The sequence below is a fragment of the Mycobacterium gordonae genome (genome assembly GCF_002101675.1).
GTDB classification, from domain to species: Bacteria; Actinomycetota; Actinomycetes; order Mycobacteriales; family Mycobacteriaceae; genus Mycobacterium; species Mycobacterium gordonae.
On sequence record NZ_LQOY01000081.1, the window covers coordinates 120,636 to 134,806 of the forward strand.

Annotated in this window: 9 protein-coding genes; 6 read left to right on the forward strand and 3 right to left on the reverse strand. The window is 61.4% G+C overall.

Annotated elements, in window-relative coordinates; genetic code table 11:
* Positions 1-274: 274 nt before the first annotated feature.
* Positions 275-2,236, reverse strand: a complete 1,962-nt coding sequence (locus AWC08_RS13595) for a glycosyltransferase (protein WP_244906502.1) — start codon at positions 2,234-2,236, stop codon at positions 275-277.
* 1,094 nt (positions 2,237-3,330) lie between these two features.
* On the reverse strand, positions 3,331-4,362 hold the full coding sequence (locus tag AWC08_RS39045) for a PE family protein (protein ID WP_065132659.1): 1,032 nt from the start codon (positions 4,360-4,362) through the stop codon (positions 3,331-3,333).
* 524 nt (positions 4,363-4,886) lie between these two features.
* Between AWC08_RS39045 and AWC08_RS13605 the strand changes: the two genes are divergently transcribed.
* The 4 genes from AWC08_RS13605 (at position 4,887) to AWC08_RS13620 (ending at position 9,964) form a co-directional block, all read left to right on the forward strand.
* The gene (locus AWC08_RS13605; RefSeq protein ID WP_082986154.1) at positions 4,887-5,663 is read left to right on the forward strand and encodes a sulfotransferase family protein; all 777 of its coding nucleotides are present in this window, start codon (positions 4,887-4,889) and stop codon (positions 5,661-5,663) included.
* Between the two features lie 363 nt (positions 5,664-6,026).
* Complete coding sequence (locus AWC08_RS13610; RefSeq protein WP_142283558.1) at positions 6,027-7,694, forward strand: glycosyltransferase family 2 protein; 1,668 nt, start codon at positions 6,027-6,029, stop codon at positions 7,692-7,694.
* 34 nt (positions 7,695-7,728) lie between these two features.
* The gene (locus AWC08_RS13615; RefSeq protein ID WP_069434606.1) at positions 7,729-9,132 is read left to right on the forward strand and encodes a glycosyltransferase; all 1,404 of its coding nucleotides are present in this window, start codon (positions 7,729-7,731) and stop codon (positions 9,130-9,132) included.
* Between the two features lie 4 nt (positions 9,133-9,136).
* Positions 9,137-9,964 carry a TylF/MycF/NovP-related O-methyltransferase gene (locus tag AWC08_RS13620; protein ID WP_069434607.1) on the forward strand — a complete coding sequence of 276 codons (828 nt, stop codon included), beginning with the start codon at positions 9,137-9,139 and terminating at the stop codon, positions 9,962-9,964.
* 269 nt (positions 9,965-10,233) lie between these two features.
* On the opposite strand, the gene AWC08_RS13625 is transcribed toward AWC08_RS13620, so the two are convergent.
* Entirely contained in the window at positions 10,234-11,661 is a 1,428-nt protein-coding gene (locus AWC08_RS13625) for a class I SAM-dependent methyltransferase (RefSeq protein ID WP_159459990.1), read from the reverse strand.
* A 174-nt stretch (positions 11,662-11,835) separates the two neighbouring features.
* Here AWC08_RS13625 and AWC08_RS13630 point away from each other — a divergent pair, with 174 nt between their 5' ends.
* Both AWC08_RS13630 and AWC08_RS13635 read left to right on the forward strand, forming a co-directional pair.
* On the forward strand, positions 11,836-13,077 hold the full coding sequence (locus AWC08_RS13630; protein WP_082986662.1) for a GSCFA domain-containing protein: 1,242 nt from the start codon (positions 11,836-11,838) through the stop codon (positions 13,075-13,077).
* A 79-nt stretch (positions 13,078-13,156) separates the two neighbouring features.
* A complete protein-coding gene (locus AWC08_RS13635) occupies positions 13,157-13,900 on the forward strand; it encodes a hypothetical protein (RefSeq protein ID WP_069434609.1) in 744 nt (247 codons plus the stop codon).
* The last annotated feature ends 271 nt before the right edge of the window (positions 13,901-14,171 follow it).

Here is a 14,171-nt window from a genome sequence, read left to right on the forward strand (position 1 = left end):
CCGCATCGCCGGCAGCGGCCGGAGGGAGGATTGGCCCGCCGGCCAACGCCCTGCTAATTAGCTTCGACGTCGCTGGTGCGGCCTTGACAGGTTATGGGCGCCGGAACGGAAATCCGCTTTTGTCCGAGGGTGTCGAAGAATCTAACTGAACCGGGCGCGCCCGGCGCCGGAGCCGACATCAACGGAACTCGATGAAGCCGTAGCGCTCACGTTTCAGTGCTCGGGCGTGGGCCGGGTGTTTATGGGTATCGAACATCGCCGGGCCTCGGTCGGGTCACTGAGGAGGCGTTTTGGGCCGACGTCCCTTCCTGGCGGCCCGTGCCGGGGCTTTGGGTTGCTGCACGGGTCGGACCGCGGCCTTCTTCGCGGCCCGTGCCGGGGCTTTGGGTTGCTGCATGGGTCGGACCGCGGCCTTCTTCGGGACCCGTGCCGGGGCCTCGGGTTGCTGCACGGGTCGGACCGCGGCAATGCAGAGCACCTCGTCCAGGCTCGCGGTCTGTAGGCCCACAGCGACCGCCCGCCAACCAAGTTCGGCCATGGGGTCTGGGTCGCCGCTCCCTATGTTGCCCGCCCGAGCCAGGCGTGCGGTGTCGAACATCGACGGGCCGCTGGCCACCGCCTCGGTCAGGACATAACGGCCGGCGTCGGGGGAGTGGCGCACCTCCTGCTCGCCTGCGCAAACGCCAGTCAGCTTGTCCGCGTCGGCGAAGTTTATGCCCACCTGGAAAACTTGTGGTTCAGATTCGAGCACTGCGATCATGCGGGTGATGAAATTCTCGGGCGCAAAGAACTGCCAGCCTTGGCTCAGGTGTAGCCAGAACCGTCCCTGGATCTGGGCGCGGAGCTGCGCGAGCTGTGTTGCTGGCGCGTCACCGGGGCTGCTATCGACAAACTCAAGGAAGCGGTAGCGCTCACGCAACAGCGCCCGGTCGGGGGCCGACAGGCCTGCATCGACCACCAGAAAGCGCCCGAACCACAGGGCGAGATCGACGCAGCAGTTCATAAACGAGTTAATGGCCCGTTCGGTGGTCTCACGGTCCGGTCCGGCGACCAAGCTGACGACCACCTTGGCATCGCCTCGACCGGCGACCAGACGATGCACGAGCACTTCTGGATAAAAGGACGCCGCCTCGAGCATGAACGGCACGCTGACGTCGCGGTTGACCGCAATCCGCTGGCGATCACGGTCAGGGACGGCGGAGAGGGCCAGCAGGCGCCGGCACAGCACAAACGCCTCCAGATGGTTGCCAAGCTGGGAGGCGCACACCGCCTGCTCGTCGATCGCACGCCAGGCATAGACGTCAGCGCCGATGAACAACAGGTCCTTCTCGGGAAATGGGATTTGCGCGGCGCGCTGGGCAAACAAGTGACCGGGCAGGTATCGCCGCTCTTCGCGGTATCGCCGAGCGACGGCGTGTAGGGCCTCAGCGCGGGTCGGTCGAAACTCCCACGCCCTGAGGTAGGCGTCCTGGACAACCAGCCACGGCCATTCGAGCCGCGCCATCGACTCTGCGAGCCGGACCAGCGAGTAGTAGATCTCCTCCTCCGAGCCGCCCATCTCGGCCCGCCGCTCATACCACTTACGAGCATTGATGAAATCACCCAGATCGAAGTAGCTCTGGGCCAGATAGAACACCGACCGCGCATCCTCGGAGTTGCTTTCGACCTCAGCCAGCAGCAGGTCACGGTCACGTGCGTACGTTCTCGGATCCTGACTGCGGGCACCTCGGCGACGAGATTCCACATAGTAGTCGCCCTCGAGGCGCCCAACCACGCAGTCGGACTCCCACACGGCCGTCTCGTGGACGACGCCTTCATAGCGCACGCCCACTGCGTCGCGGAACAACTGCGGGCGCCAGTAGGTGAAGGAGGGATCTCCGAGTCGCACCCGATAGATATCGGCGCTCAGTTGGGTGAAATCGGGTGTGCCCCCGACGATGTCGTCGGCGTCGATGACCCAGATATAGTCGCCGTGGCCTTGGGCGAGATTCAGTGCCTCGGTGCGGTTGTGCCCAAAATCGCGCCATGGTCGTTCGTGAAGCTCACCTGGAATGCCCAGGAGGGCCATGTGTTTGCGGATCACGTCTTGGGTCCCGTCGGTGGACCCGGTGTCAACGATCACCCACGAGCTGATGTAGGGCGCGACCGAATCAAGCGTCTCCGCGACCACCTCAGCCTCGTTTTTCACCATCATGTTCAGGCAGATCGCGGAGCGTGCGCTCACTGAGTTGGACACCGCTCAAAGTCTACATAGCAATCGTGTGCCGCGGCTCGGATTTGCACGGAAGTAGTAGCAGCTGTGGATCATTGGTCATGCTGTCCGGCGAAAACGACACCGGATCAAGCCCCGCGATCCGTGACGGATTCCCCTGGCATGTCGCCATTACGACGCACCGCGCGCCTGCAGTGCCACAGCCGGAAGCAAACGACTCTGAGGCTAAGCTGGGCATTGCGTGCAACTCGGTCTGGTGGAGTGCGTAATCAGAAAGTTGATTTCTGGCAGCAGATTACCGGATCTCTCGATAGTTCCGAGCGGCAGGGCGGTTCTTAACGGTCGATCTCATGTGCAGATCCAGCTAACTTCGTGTTGGAATTCGGCGCGTGCGTTCGACGGTGGCGAGAATGGGTTCGGCGGGTGGTCGTCCAGACGTAGGGCTGGAGGTTGGGGCGTTGTGGGCGTTCAGGTAGTCCTCGATGCTGTGGCGATCAGTTCGGGAGACGCGGGAGGAGATCTGGGGTGCAGGTTCCTGTCGGCCAGGTCCGGAGCCAGCGTCCGACCTACTTGAACCAGGATGGCGAAATTCGGCCCTAAGCCAGTGAAAGTGTCTCTTGCACTAGGTCATTGGCTGACTCGAACTGATCATCTCAGGATTGTAGCCGGCGTCGGCGGCCTCGGCGGATGCGCTATTGGAACTGCCAATCCGGGAATCTGTCGATCAAGCGATCCCTGACCCGGCCAGCCGATGGTACCTGCAATCGAAATGATCAACCAGCTGCTAGATCTGAATCTGCCTGCCATCGATAATGATTGAACATCTGCATAGGAAGATCATCGGCGCGAATCGTGTCGCCCCACTTCCCAGCGCACACGGCCAGGGCGGCCACGTTGCTGAGGAGTGCGACGTTCAGATACTCTGCCACGGACCGGCTTTCAGCTATTCAATGAGTCTGCTTTAGTCGGTACTCCAGCTTCGCGAACAAATCCGTCTGCCTCGCAACGGTTTCCGCTAGATACACGATCCGATAGGTATCCATTACCTTGACAACTCAAGTAGACGCGCTTAACACAGTCCACTTCGCCCGCTCAAACACAGCGGCACAAGATGAGCGCTACCCGGTGGCGCCGAAGGCGCCCTGAGCGCCCTGAGCGCCCTGAGCGCCTTGGGCACCAAAGACTCCGCCGGGACCGCCGGGACCGGCTTGACCGCCGACGCCACCTGGACCGCCGGCACCACCACCAAGACCCGCGCCACCGACGCCGCCCTGCCCGCCGAGCCCGCCGTCACCGCCAGTGCCCATGACGAACCCACCCGCACCACCGGCACCCCCGGCGCCGCCCTTACCACCGGGGCTGCCACTTGCCCCAGGGATAACGGCGTCAGCACCCGGGGCGCCCGCCCCACCGGCGCCACCGGCACCGCCATGGCCCATAAAGAACCCGCCGGCACCACCGACGCCACCAGCACCACCAGTCGTACCGGGGATAATCGCTGATCCGCCGGGTCCGCCGGCCCCTCCGGCACCGAACAACCACCCACCCGCGCCACCGGCGCCACCGGCACCGCCGGGGCCGCCCAGACCGCCGATTCCGCCCCTACCGATCAACCCGGCCGACCCACCAGAACCGCCGGTCGCGCCCGCTGCCGTGCTGGCACCACCGGCACCGCCGCTCCCGTACAACCACCCGCCTGCCCCGCCGGCGGTCCCTATGCCCTGGGCTGTGGTGTATCCATTGGCGCCGTTACCGATCAGCGGACGCCCGGTGGCCTGCGTGAAAAACCCATTGATGGCATCACCCGGCGCGCGAATCGCAGCCTGCAGCATGTCTGCCGCACTGGCCGCCTCGGTGCTCTGATAAGCAGCCGCGCTGGCCCCCATGGTGCGTGTGAACTGGTCATGGAAGGCCGCTGCCTTCTCGGCCAGGGTCTGATACTCGTCCGCAAATTGGCCGAACAGCGATGCGACCGCCGTCGACACCTCGTCGACCGCTGGCCCCAGCACTCCGGCGGTCGGAATCGCCGCCGCCGCGGTGGCGGCGGCCACGTCGGTGCCGATCTTGTCAAGATTCGCAGTCACCCATTGGATGACGGCGGGGTCGAAGTAGAAAGGAGAGCTCATGGCATTTGCACCCCCGTGCTTCATTGCCAGCCCTGCAGAGTCGCGTGATACGAAACGGCATTCGGCTAACCAATCGAAACGGTACCGCAGCCGGCCTGTCGTCGAAATAGATTTGATAACACTGGAAATGGTCGGATTTATGACTTGGAATGGGTCCGAATCCGATTCCTTAAACTGGAATCGGGTGGCTTTATAAACTGGATTAGGTCCGGTTCTTTGTCATAAACTGGATCCGGTCGGATTCATAAACTGGACTGAGTCGGGGACGGCCCTGCCCTAGGCCCCGGCGCAGGCGCGATGTGAGCATGCGGCCGGCGCTTCAGCGGTTTGTGACACGCCGGCTGTTGTTGTGGGGCGCGCATGGCAGGGCCATGCATGATCACAGTCGGCCACACGAGTCACATCCGGAGGAAGGCTGCCGGCTCCCCCGACCATCGAGGTGCAATGCTGTGAAAACCCACCAACCGGCCACAACCGTCTCAACTCGACCCAGTCACGCCGGGGTGGATGTCCGAGGCCACCGCGCCCGCAACGGAAGGTAGGACGCAATGCGCTCGCCAGTGTTTGTTACGGGGTCCGTGCGCTCCGGCACCAGCGCGCTTGTCGACGTGCTGTGGCATATGGGCTACCAAGGCTTCGGGGAGGGGCACTTCCTCTCGCTGCTTCACTATATCGACGCCATAGTGGATCAACACTTTGTTAGGTTTGCGAAGCCACCCGACCCCGGTGTGATGTTGGGAAACATCGACAAGCGCGATTTGAAGCGCAGGCTCTTTGTGACGTTTCGCACGGTGGTGAACGATTTGGATCAGAAGGAGCCGTGGTTCGATAAGACTGCGGATCCGGGCATGATTTTGGCGAGCCCAATCCTTCGGGAACTGTGGCCGGGCTGCGTTATTGTCTTCGCCAAGCGGCGCGGCATTGAAAATGTAATCTCGCGGATGAAGAAGTTTCCCGGCGAGTCGTTCGAAAACCACTGTGCCGGTTGGGCGGGAAGCATGGCCGAGTGGCGGACCGTTCGGCAACGGTTGCCGGCGGGAAGTTTCATTGAGGTCGAGCAGCGCGACATGATCCAGCAACCGGAGCGCACCGCTCGAAGTTTGTGCGCATTTCTGCAGGCGGACGAGAGCGTGATTCCAGCCGCTTTCAACGCGATGAGTACTCATCGCCCGCAGGAGAGCGCAGAAGGAAGCGCCTCCAAGACATTGTCGCTCGCTGAGTCCGGCTGGACGGCAGAGCAGGTGAAGACGTTTCGCGAACACTGCGAAACCGAGATGAACGAATTCGGCTACACCATGGATGAGCGTTACAGCGCAATCGTGTGACACTCGGCTGCCGGAGCAAACGTGGAAATAGCTTGGCGTATACGGGTGGAACTGTCCGGCGGAGCGTCGTTTGACTGTCCGAAGTTCTTGTGGGTTTCGGCGAACCCGTCCGCCGTGGTGACCACTACGCCTCGCGCGAAGGTCGCCGGGTTGAGCGGGCCGCCGCAAGGCCGACCGTACTGGTGGATCTGACTAAATGGTCGACCGGCACCCGGCAGACCCGATAAGGTGATGGCCGATCGGCTGCTTCAATGCTGAAGGGAGCGGATGCCGGGTGCTTACGCAGAGGACAACGCGACGCCCGAAAGTCCTTGAGGGCTCCGCTCGGTCGAGGTCGCGCACAGCTCCGGCGGAAATTACCTGATGACTGCCGCGAAAAGTGCTGACAAGAACACTTCGACAGATGAGAGTCCGCCGAAGGTGAAGGCGGCAACGTCGCCTTCAGAGCCAGCTGGGCCAATCAGCGTGGCACTTCCCTCCCACGCTGCCTCGGAAGATTTTGATGAGTCGGCTTATCTCGCAGCATTTCCGGACGTTGCAAGATCTATCAAGGCCGGACAAATTCCGTCCGCATTAGACCACTACGAATTCTATGGGAGGCGCGAGGGCCGTCTTGAGGACCCTCGTTACGAGGCGCTCGTTCGCGCCGACACACCGGGATTCCCCGCCGCCAGCGTGGACCGAATCTTCGGTTGCAAAGATGGGCAATGCCTGGTCCTGGGCTGGGTGAACGACGACGAACAGGAACCCGTCAGCAAACTAGTGCTGCGGAACGCCCTTGGCTTGCGGGGCTCAACGACGGCTCTCTACCGGTATCGCCGTAAGGATGTCACAGACCATCTGGTGCTGCCGGAGGATAGAAGTCTCGCTTTCTGGGCGATCGTCACCATCGAAAGACCGGAAACGATGAGTGCGCCGGCCCAAGTAACTCTCTTAGTTGGGGCCGAGCGCAAGACACTCGAGTGTCGAATCCATCCGGTGGACGAAGAGAAATTCCGCGAGCTAGTTCTTGATCATTTGGCTAAGACCCAAGCCGTCGGACATGCTCCCGCGGAAATCTTTCGCTACCTCGACGCCGGACTAGGACGCTCGCTGATCGCATTGAACCTCAAGGTTTCGAAGCGGATAGCCGCGGGCGGGCAGACGGTCCAAATCGGCGTGGCGCCGGCCCGACCGGAAGCGTCAATTATCGTGTGTTTGTACGGCAGGCCGGACCTGCTGACGATTCAGTGTGCGCTTTTCTCGAAGTGTCGCGGCATCGAAAACTACGAGTTCATCTACGTCTCGAATAGTCCGGAACTGGCAGAATTGCTGATCAAGGACGCTACGATTGCGAACCGGATCTATGGAATGCCTATCACGCTGATTCTCCTGCCGGGCAACGCGGGGTTCGGTGTCGCCAATAATGTTGCGGCCAGCGCCGCGCGCAGTGCTCGCCTTCTGATAGTGAATCCCGACATTTTTCCCATGGATCCGGAATGGCCGTCGCAGCATAGCCAGATCGTGAACGATATGCCCCCGGAGCAAGTTGCGCTGTTTGGTGCGCCTTTGTATTACGACGACGGATCGTTGATGCATGGGGGTATGTATTTTGAAGTGGACATACAATTCTCTTTTCGCGATCAGCAAGCGACGCGCTGCGAGATGCTCAGAGTGGAACACTACGGCAAGGGCGCGCCGCCGCATACGAACCCATTCCTTGTCTCACGCCCGGTCCCAGCGGTGAGCGGGGCGTTCATGTCCGTCGAGCGCGAGTGGTTCGAGTCGTTGGGGGGGTTCTCGCCGGAATTCATCTACGGGCACTATGAGGATGCCGACCTGTGCCTCAAGAGTTTCACCGCGGGTAAGCCGGCTTGGCTTCATTACCTGCCGTTCGTGCATTTCGAGGGCAAGGGTTCGACATACCGTCCAGCGTCCGAGGGTGGACGCCTGGTGAATCGATGGCACTTCACCCGAGTCTGGGGTGAAACCGTGACGAAGAGCCTCCACGGTCCTGCGCCACAAGCTTTCTCGACTCCGGCTCACCGCTGAGCGCTCACCGGGAACAACATTTGAGGCGGGGGAAATGACCGAAAGAGCGGGCAACGCCAAAGTCCTCGTTGTCAGTCTCCACCATCCCGAATTGATGCGGGGCGGTGCGCAGCAGATTGCCTACGAACTATTCCAGGGATTACAGGACGAACCAGGTGTCGAACCGGTACTCCTGGCTTCAACCGATATGGCATATCCGGCATTGTATAAAGCCGGGGCCTGCATCACCGGCTTCGACCAGAGGCCAAACGAATTCCTGTTCTTGCCGCAGGAATACAACGGTGCCTGGCATCGAACGTCTTCAGTCCGTCTGATCGATGCCTATTGCGAATTTCTTAGGGACATTCGACCTGACGTGGTTCATTTTCATCATTTTCTGACTTATGGCATTGATCTGCTCAGCCTGACCAGGCGAATCCTGCCCACAGCGCGCCTTGTGTTCACCTTCCACGAATTTCTCAGCATTTGCGAAGCGAACGGACATATGGTGCGAACGAGCGATCAATCGCTGTGCTCGCAAGCAAGCTCGGTCCGCTGTCATCAGTGCTTTCCCGATCGCCCGCCCGAACACTTTTCGTTGCGGAAGATGTGGTTCATGCGACACCTGCAGGAGGTGGACGTTTTTACCTGCCCCAGCAGTTTCATGATCGACCGCTATGTAGCGTGGGGGATCGACGGGGGAAAGATCCGTCACGTGTCAAACGGTCAAGCCGACTGCACCCGCGGTGTAGAGCTTCCCGCTCCCGAGGGGCCAAAGAACCGCTTCGGTTTCTTTGGACAGCTGGTCGACATAAAGGGTGTTCAAATTATCCTGCGGGCGGTGGCAATCCTTCGGGAGCAGGGCTTCACAACCTTCAAGGTTGAGATAAACGGCGACAACCTCCGTTATGCCACGCCAGCACTCGCCACGGAAATTGAGCAGTTCCTCGCCGAAGAGAATGAGCGCCCTTTTGCGGAGCGAATCGTGCAATTCAATGGTTCCTACCAGGTAGATCAACTCGCTAGCCGAATGGCACGCGTTGACTGGTCGATTGTGCCTTCCCTCTGGGAGGAGGCGTTCGGCCTCGTGGTATCGGAGGCGTGGGCATTCCGCCGCCCGGTCATCTGTTCCGATGTCGGGGCGCTGGCCGAGCGCATCACCGATGACGTTGACGGCTTCCACTTCACCCGAGGTGACCCCTACGCACTGGCCGCAGTCATCCTGAGAGCCGCTACGGAAAACGGTCTTTGGGAGCGTCTTTCCGGTGCGATCCCCGAACCGCCGTCTCGGGCGGCAATGGTAGCGGGATTCCTCGACGTTTATGGGCTTAAACAAAAGCCAAACGGCTCAGCAGTGCGGCGAGCGGTCAGCCGCGACAAGGTCGCAACAAGAAACGATGCACCGGTGAAAGCACCTAGCCCGTCCCACCGGCCGGCGCGGATATCGAATTCGAGATAACCACATGGATGACGGGGACCGGCAACCAGCAAACACGCTGGTGTCTCGACAAGCGTCGAACGATCAGGGGTTCGGCCGCGGCAGATTGGCCCAGCGGTATCTCAATCTCCTCGAGGCCTCGCTCACCGGCATGCTTTTCGAGGATGCTCCCTGTGACTACTGGTCAGGTGACAAGTTCGATGCAAACACGCGTCTCCTGGGGAGGGACTGGCCTTCACTGTCCTTCACCATGATTGGAGGCGTTCGCATGCGAAACCTGCGCTACGCCTGCGAGACGGTAGTGCTAGACGGCGTCGACGGTGACTTCATAGAGACCGGCGTCTGGCGAGGCGGGGCCTGCATCCTTATGAAGGGAATTTTGGAAGCATACGGCGATGCCACGCGACGTGTCTTCGTTGCTGACAGCTTTGCCGGACTTCCGCCGCCGGACGTCGAGAACTTTCCCGCGGATGCAGGGGATCTGCATCACACCCGTGCTCAGCTCCGGGTATCGCGTGGGGACGTTGAGGATAATTTCCGCCGTTTCGGGTTGCTCGACAATCGCGTGGTTTTCCTCGAGGGTTGGTTCAAGGATACGTTGCCGGATGCTCCAATTGACCAGTTAGCTGTATTGCGACTTGACGGCGATATGTATGAATCGACGATCCAAGCATTGGACGCGCTCTATCACAAGGTGTCTTATGGCGGCTTCCTGATCGTGGACGATTATTTCCTGCCGGCGTGCGCGAAGGCCGTCGACGATTTCCGCGAGCGTTACGGGATCACATCGCCGATATTGCCGATTGACTACTGGGGTTCGTACTGGCGTGTCGACCACAAGCCGATACGGTAGATCCACTTACCAATCTGCTTCCTGTCTGCACGAATTAAACGTTGCTGGCCGTTGTCCACCTGCGCAACCGAGCGTCTATTTCCGCGAGGCCCTGAGGTAGATTCGACCAAACTCGCGCAGCGTCTTCCCGGCATCCTTAAGCCTTCGGCCGCCGAACTGCTCACTGAGGCGCTGCGCGAGTTCGGTCATCTGCGATGAGGATCGCCTCAGCTTGGTCGCGTCGGCAGTGGGCCGATAGACCGGCTCCAGTAAACGTCGTGGGCGCAGAACTACCCTGTGGGTCGCCGAAGCACGACGTAGTCCTGCGAGAAGTGCTGCCCCATGACAATCACGTCGACGATCTCCAGGTACTTGGCCCAGGTCTGCCGGATATACGAGCGCGAGTGATAAGTCGCCCGATAGTACGTGCTCCGGTCCTCGCCGATGGCGTTGTCGGCGATGCTGTCAAAAAATCCGAAGCGCTCGACGAACGGGGCAAACAGGGCCTGGGGCTGCCGGTAGTACACGCCTTCACCGTGAACCGTGAGGACCGCGAGCCCGCCCGGCTTGAGGATCCTACGGATTCGATCCAGCCACATCAGCTGGTGGTACTCGGTCAAGTGGGTCATCACGGATATGCCATACAGAAAATCGACGGACCTTTCCTCCAGGTCGAATCCGTCGAGCGAGAGGACCCCGAAGTCGCCATGCGTCGCAAGATTCTGGGCGCACCAGCGGATGTTCACTTCGTCGATATCCAGGCCGATCGTCATTTTGGCCCGTCCCTCACCCGACTCCCGGATCTGCCGCAACACGCGTCCGCAGCCGACGCCCCAATCCAGCACCGTCCCAAGGTCTGCGATCGGCCGCCCGGCGTGACGCCGCGCGATGAGATCGAGCTGGTGGAACGTGGTGGCTCCGAAGACGAGGTACTGGAAGGCGTCCGACGTGGGACCCGAGACGCGATGGATATTGGCGATGTCGGGAAGCGGCGCACTGAGCCTCGAAGCGTCGAATACCGCCTTTGGGATCCAGAGGCTGCGTAACGACGAGTGGAACTGCGACCGCGAATCCCCTGGTTCGCTCGAGTCGACGCCGATGCGCAGGCTCGTGCCGGATGCCGCCATGACCTGTGATCGCGGGATGCGCAGGCTCCCGTAACTGGCTTCCTTCCCAAGCACGGATGGTGACCCCGGGCGCAAGGGGATTCTCGTCTCGGATCGATCGAAAAGCTTCACTGCCACGTCGCCTGGGGGAGTGGGCTTTTCGACTACGACGGAAACGTCCAGTGCATCTTCGAGACGAGTAATCGTGGGGGTGAACAGGACGGCTTCGTCAAGGTCAGCTCGCGCCGCGGGATCGATCGACTGCATCGCCGCGAGCCGACGGTTCTCGCCCAATGTCAGCAGCGCACCGTTCTCGCGGAAGACGATCGAGAACGGAACGTCCGGCTTCAGGCCGTTGGCGAGGGGCATCCAAAGGCGCCAGTGGTACGTCGGTGCGGCTGGCGAGGCGGGGAGATTCAGGGCCGTCCGCAGCTGCGGATGTGGGAAGCAGGGCCGCAAAGTGATGACCACCTCGCCAGCTTGCACAAATTGGATTTCCGGCCGCTCCGCAGGCTCGTCCTCGCAGAGCGCCCACCCCGCGATGAGAAACTTGTCGACTCGGTCGACATGCCCGCGCAGGGAACGTTTGCCGCCGGCATGGTGGGTGCTCATCATCGCCTCGTCATGAGGGAAAGAGATGGAACGGGATTGTGCACTTCGGTATTATGCGCTTCAGGGTGACGGGGGGTATGGATCGCAGGGTTTGTCCACGTAAATGGTTCCGGTCGATGCTCGCGACGTATCGATACCGCCGTTGCTCCATTTATTTTGTCGTGTAGGAATTTCATGCATCCGTACCATTCTGCGCCGGACCGCTCCTTTTGGAGTCGATCGGTATCTTCGGGTTACGACGTCCGCCAACTCGCGGATCATGATGGGCCGCTGATCCGACCAGGTGAACCTGTCGCGTCGGCCGGGAGTTGTTTTGCATCCAACCTGGTGCCGTTCCTGGAGCGTGCGGGGTTCGAATACCTTCGGATCGAGAGGCGTAACCCCGCGTTCTTGAACGTTCGGCCCGAGAACCTCGGCTACGAGAACTTCAGCGCGGCGTACGGCAACATTTACACGCCGCGGCAGCTACTCCAGCTCCTGCGTCGCTGCCGAGGATCCTTCAGACCCGCCGAAGACCGCTGGCACACGGACGCCGGCGTGATCGACCCCTTCCGTCCGGGACTTCGCTATCACGCGCTCACCGACCGCGAGTTCGACCTACTCGGTGCGCAACATCTGTGCGCGGTCCGGCGGGTGTTCGAGGAGGCTAAGGTCTTCATTTTCACGCTCGGCCTCACCGAAGCGTGGGTCTCGCGGCTCGACGGAGCGGTTTTTCCCGCATGTCCCGGGACGATTGCCGGCACGTTCGACGAGGCGCTCCATGGGTTCGTCAACTTTTCAGTGGAAGAGGTCACCTCGGATCTCGACGCGTTCGTCACCGAGCTTCGCACCTTGAATCGCGGAGTTCGGATCATCCTCACCGTCTCGCCGGTGCCATTGGTGGCCACCGCAACTGGGAAGCACGTGCTCCCTTCGTCCACCTACAGCAAGGCCGTCCTGCGGGTGTGCGCGGAGGAGATTGTGAGACGCCACGCCTTCGTCTACTACTTTCCGGCCTTCGAGATCGTTACGGGGCCACAAGCTCCGGATGCGTACCTCGAGGCCGATCGGCGCAGTGTCACGCAGGAGGCCATCGCCACCGTGATGACCGCATTTCTTGCGGCATGCGAGGCCCCGGAAGACGCATGCATCGTGAACGCGCCGCGCGAGGACGGAGACTCGGCGCGCCGGCTCTCGCAGATGCTGAGCCATGTGGAATGCGAGGAGGGGATGGCCGACATTCCGACCAGGCCGGTCGGCGATGTCACGGAAGAGACCATCCGGAACCTCTATTCCGAGCTGCTGGCCCGCTCGCCCGGGGAACGCGAGCTGAAAGACTGGACCGGTGCCGCACGTGGCATGTCGGTGATCGACCTTGTCAAGCTGTTCGTCTCGTCGGACGAATTTAAGCGGCGCCTGAAAGAGATTCCGGCATGAGCGTCCGCGAAGACAGGGGATGAAGCATTTGTTGCAGCGGAGTGGGAGCAAGGGTGAAGCGCCGAGGGCGCCGCGCGGTGTGCGTTTGCTGATCGTCGGCAATTCCCACGTCAACTGCTACGGCGGGCACCTCGGCCGGTCAACCGACGACTACGAGATGAATCCCATCGACGAAGTCCGGGGATTCGTGAGGATCGGCGGCAGCCCGGCGAATCTGGATTATTGGGACGCGGCCGTCGAGTTGGCCAAAACCTTCCGCATCGCCGTCTGCTGGCAGGGCAACCAGCACGTCACACATTTCATGTTCCTCGACAAACCGTTCGATTTCGCTCTGGCGTCGCACCCGGAATTGGTCGTGGACCCACGGGTCGAACTCGTCCCCGAGCTGCAGGTGCGCGAAGTGTTCCTGCCTTCGATGAGCCACCTCGCCAATGTCCTGACACGGATGCTGGATGCCAGCGGGCCGCGGCCGATCGTCCTGGGAACGCCACCCCCGAAAGCTGACAACGAAGCCATTCGGCGCGGCATGCAAATCCATGCCGATTTCTTCACCAAGCTTGCCTCGGACCTCGGCTTTAATCCTGAAAAGGCGCAGCTCACGCCCGTATTCCTCCGCCTGAAGCTGTGGTCGCTGCTCCAGCAGATGATGCGCGAGACCGCGGAGCGCCTAGCTGTGGAATTTTGGCCGGTCAGTGCATCGGCGATGACCGAAGATGGGTATCTGCGGCCCGAGTATTGGGACGAGGATGCGACGCATGCGAACGCCGCGTATGGCGCATTGATGTTGGACGAATACGAACAGCGCTTGTTTGCGCTCCGCTAAGCCTAGCGGCCGGCCTGCGGCCCGCCGCACTGTGTCGCCCCGCGAGGACTCACAGCTCGTCGGCTATGAACAGCACTATCACGTGGGTGGGACGGCATCGCCTTCCGCCGGCTCCTGAGCACCCGCACCGCCTGCGGGTGAACAATCACCTTCTTGACACGTGCCCGAACCGAACGAGCGCCAACGCCGTGGCTGTCGATGATCTTCACCGTGGGCAGGAACGCCGGGGGGCTTACGGTCTAACGGTCAAATCTTTGCTGAATCACGGCTA

Coding starts and splice junctions, on each gene's coding strand:
- AWC08_RS39045 (WP_065132659.1), bottom strand. CDS start 4,362: ATGAAGCACGGGGGTGCAAATGCCATGAGCTCTCCTTTCTACTTCGAC.
- AWC08_RS13610 (WP_142283558.1), top strand. CDS start 6,027: ATGACTGCCGCGAAAAGTGCTGACAAGAACACTTCGACAGATGAGAGT.
- AWC08_RS13625 (WP_159459990.1), bottom strand. CDS start 11,661: ATGAGCACCCACCATGCCGGCGGCAAACGTTCCCTGCGCGGGCATGTC.
- AWC08_RS13605 (WP_082986154.1), top strand. CDS start 4,887: ATGCGCTCGCCAGTGTTTGTTACGGGGTCCGTGCGCTCCGGCACCAGC.
- AWC08_RS13615 (WP_069434606.1), top strand. CDS start 7,729: ATGACCGAAAGAGCGGGCAACGCCAAAGTCCTCGTTGTCAGTCTCCAC.
- AWC08_RS13620 (WP_069434607.1), top strand. CDS start 9,137: ATGGATGACGGGGACCGGCAACCAGCAAACACGCTGGTGTCTCGACAA.
- AWC08_RS13630 (WP_082986662.1), top strand. CDS start 11,836: ATGCATCCGTACCATTCTGCGCCGGACCGCTCCTTTTGGAGTCGATCG.